General features: G+C 70.8%; 3 protein-coding genes. All 3 read left to right on the top strand.

Features of this window, described 5'->3' with window-relative positions:
* Positions 1-1,032 (top strand): glycosyltransferase family 4 protein (locus Q0C41_RS30675; protein WP_291990727.1); only part of this gene is annotated, 1,032 nt, incomplete at its 5' end.
* The gene (locus Q0C41_RS30670; protein WP_291990725.1) at positions 1,029-3,008 is read left to right on the top strand and encodes a sulfatase-like hydrolase/transferase; all 1,980 of its coding nucleotides are present in this window, start codon (positions 1,029-1,031) and stop codon (positions 3,006-3,008) included. The genes Q0C41_RS30675 and Q0C41_RS30670, both read left to right, overlap by 4 nt.
* Positions 3,005-3,497, top strand: a 493-nt coding sequence (locus Q0C41_RS30665) for a glycosyltransferase (protein ID WP_291990723.1), incomplete at its 3' end; no start/stop codon positions are given. The genes Q0C41_RS30670 and Q0C41_RS30665, both read left to right, overlap by 4 nt.

The raw sequence follows: 3,497 nt of genomic DNA, 5'->3' as shown, positions 1-3,497 counted from the left end.
GCGCTGAGCCGCGCGGTGCGCAAGTTCTGGCAGGACCTGTCGTCCACACCCGATCATGAAGTGCCCTGGTGGTTCACCGCGGTGCCCGCCGGCACGCGACTCGTGCGCGAGACGGGCATCGACGTCATCGTCTCGTCGGCGCCACCATTCACGACGCACCTCATCGCCGCCGAGATCGCGCGACGGACGGGCAAGCCCTGGGTGGCCGACTTCCGGGATCCGTGGTCGCGCGCGCCCTGGGGCGTGGAGTGGCGCAACAAGGGGTGGACCGGCTGGGTCCACCGAAAGCTCGAACGCCTGACGATTCGCCGCGCCTCCCGGGTGGTGCTCAACACCCGGCCGATGCAGGACGATTTCGTCGCGCACTATCCGCCGTCCATTGCGTCGAAGTTCCTGACCATTCCCAACGGCTTCGACAGCGACGCGCTCGACCGTGGTGTGCGCGAAGTGACCCGCACGGCCTCGCGTGACACGCTGGTGGTGTGTCACACCGGGAATCTCTACCAGGCACGTGACCCACGTCCGTTGTTGCGGGCGCTGGCGGCCGTGCTCGGCGATGGACGCGTGCCACGCGACGCCATCCGGCTGCAGTTGGTGGGTGGGGCAGGCGGTGAGTTCGACACCGCCGGCGAGGTGGCGCGTCTCGGCATCTCGGACGCCGTCGAGTTCGTCCCCCCGGTGTCGCACGGCGAGAGTCTCGGCTACCTGCGTGCGGCGGACGTCCTGCTGGTGGTGCAGCCGGATACGGCCGTGCAGGTGCCGGTCAAGCTGTACGAGTATCTCTGGGCGCGCAAGCCCATTCTCGCCATGGCATCGCCTGGCGCTGTCGCCGATCTGATCAGGGACGGGCACGTCGGACGCGTCGTGCCGGCAGACGACGAGTCGGCCATCGCTGACGCGTTGCGGGCGTTCCATACCGAGAAGGCCCAGCTCGCTACCACCTACGTGGCCCCCGACGCCTTCCTCCAGCAACTCGAAGGCACGGCGCTCACCCGGAGGCTGCACGACGTCCTCGTGGACCTGACGTCGTGAGATCCGCTGGACGCGAAGTCGCCGCCCTGGCCGCGCTGTGCGCCGCGATGGTGTCGGTGCTCGACGCGGCGTTGCTGGATCTGCAGCGCGGGTTCTTTCGCGGCGGGTTCCTCGCGGCCGATGTGGCGACGGCCTGGGCCGACCGTCTCGTCTTCGGGGCCGGGTCGCTGGCCATCGACATGGTGTGGACGGCCGCCGGCGTGCTGCTGGCCGTGGCCATCGCGGGGCGACTCCGTTGGGGCCGGGCCGCGCGGTGGTTGCTGGCGGTGGGGCTCGGGGCCGGCCCGCTGGCACTGGCCAGTCTCGTCCAGTACCAGATCCTCGCCCGGTTGGGCGACGCCTTCGACCTGGGGCTGATGTTCGACCTGGTCGGGCGACGGGTCGGCGAGTTCGTGGCCGTGTCCGCGGCACAACTCGTGGCGCCAACGCTCGTCGCCCTGGTGGGGTTGCTCGTCGCCGTGGTGATTTTGCGATGGGTGAGTGCCCGCTTTCCGGGGGACGTGCGTGCCGCCCCGTCGCGGCGTGCCATCGCCCTGTGGTGCGTCTCTGCGCTCGTGGCGACCGCCGGATCCACCTGGCTGAGGGTCGCCAGTGACGTGCAGGACAACGGGCTGCGACGCAAGCCCGCCGGGCAGGCGCTCGGCACCATCGTCACCGTGCTCAGCGACGTGGACCGCGACGGCTACGGCCTGCTGAGTCGCCCTCCCGATCCCGCGCCGTTCGACGCGCGCGTCTACCCCTACGCCATCGACGTGCCCGGCAACGGCATCGACGAGAACGGCATCGGCGGCGACCTGCCCATCGCCGCGGTCGCGCCGGTCGTGGACGCGCCTGCCACCGTCTTCGCCCAGCGCCCGCCCGTTGTGATCGTGATGCTCGAGACGTTTCGCGCCGATCTGCTCGGTGCGGTCGAGGGCGGCACGCGTGTCACGCCGGTGCTGGCCGCCCTGGCCGCCCGCGGGGCCTCGGCGCGGCAGGCCTATTCGCACAACGGCTATACGGTTCAGTCGCGGTACCACCTGTTCACCGGCGCGCTCGTGGCGCGTGAGGGCGAGGGCACGCTGCTCGACGACTTCCGCCGCAACGGCTACGACACGGCGTTCTTCTCGGCTCAGGACGAGTCGTTCGGCGGGGCCGCCTACGACGTCGGGGCGGCGCAGGCGACCCGCTTCTACGACGCCCGGCAGGATCGCGACCGCCGGTACACCACCTTCACCACGGCAGGCAGCCTCGGCGTGTCGTCGGCGGTGGTCCTCGAACGCATCGGCGAGTACCTGGCCGCCCGTGATGCCGCGACGCCGCTGTTCCTGTACGTCAACTTCTACGACACGCACTATCCCTACTGGCACGAGGGCCTCGCGCCGCTGGTGTCGGACGCCCGCGTCCCGCAGGCCGAGATCGTCGAGGCACGAGCCGGTGACGTGCGACGGATGTATCGCAACGCCGCCGCCAACGTCGATCGCGCCGTGGGTGCCCTGCTGCAGCGGGTGCGTACCCACGTCGGTCGCGAGCCCGTCGTGATCGTGCTCGCCGATCACGGCGAGAGCCTGTTCGACGATGGCTTCCTCGGGCACGGGTATGTGCTCGACGAGGCGCAGACGAAGATTCCGGTCGTCGCGGCCGGACTGCCGATGCGCTTCTGCGAGCCGATGGGGCAGTCGGACATCCGCGGAGCCCTCCTCGAGGCGCTGGCGCGTCCGGCGTCGACCGAGCGCCCGTCGTTCGAAGACTGCGGCCCGCGAGAGGTCTTCCAGTACCTCGGGACCATCGACCGCGCGCGTCAGATCGCGTGGCGTGGCGCGACGCGTCGGCTGACCTTCGATGCGCGCGCTGCCCGCGTCACGCTCGACGACGGAGCCTGGCAGGCGCCCTCGGCGTTGGCTGGCCCTGCGCAGGCAGACTGGCTTGCGCTGGTACACACCTGGGAGCGGTTGCGCCTCGACCGTCCTCGGGCCTCCGAGACGAGCGAGCCATGAGCGCGTCGTCCAGGCGACCGATTCGTGTCGTCCACGTGATCCATCACCTGCAGCCCGGTGGCATGGAGTACGGCCTCGTCAAGCTCGTCAACGGGCTCGCCGGTGGCGAGATCGAGAGCGTGATCGTCAGTACCACGACGCCCAACCCGGCGATGCTGGCGCTCCTGCATCCCGACGTGCGCGTGGTCACCCTGGCGCGCCGCGCGGGGAACGACCCGACGCTGGTGTGGCAGTTGTTCCGCGCGTTCCGCCGCGAGCGTCCGGACGTCGTGCACACCCATGCCTGGGGCACGCTGGTCGAGGGCTACGTGGCGGCGCGTCTCGCGCGCGTGCCGGCACTGATGCATGGCGAGCACGGCACGCTGCAGACGAGGCCGGGTCAGATTCGCGCCCAGCGGTTCGTCTGGTCACGGGTCGACCGGGTGCTCTCCGTGTCGTCGCGGCTGGCCGAGCGGATGGCGACCACCGTGGGCGTGCCCCAGGACCGGA

Source organism: Luteitalea sp. (assembly GCF_022842525.1).
GTDB lineage: Bacteria > Acidobacteriota > Vicinamibacteria > Vicinamibacterales > Vicinamibacteraceae > Luteitalea.
This window is presented reverse-complemented; position numbering and strand designations above follow the sequence as displayed.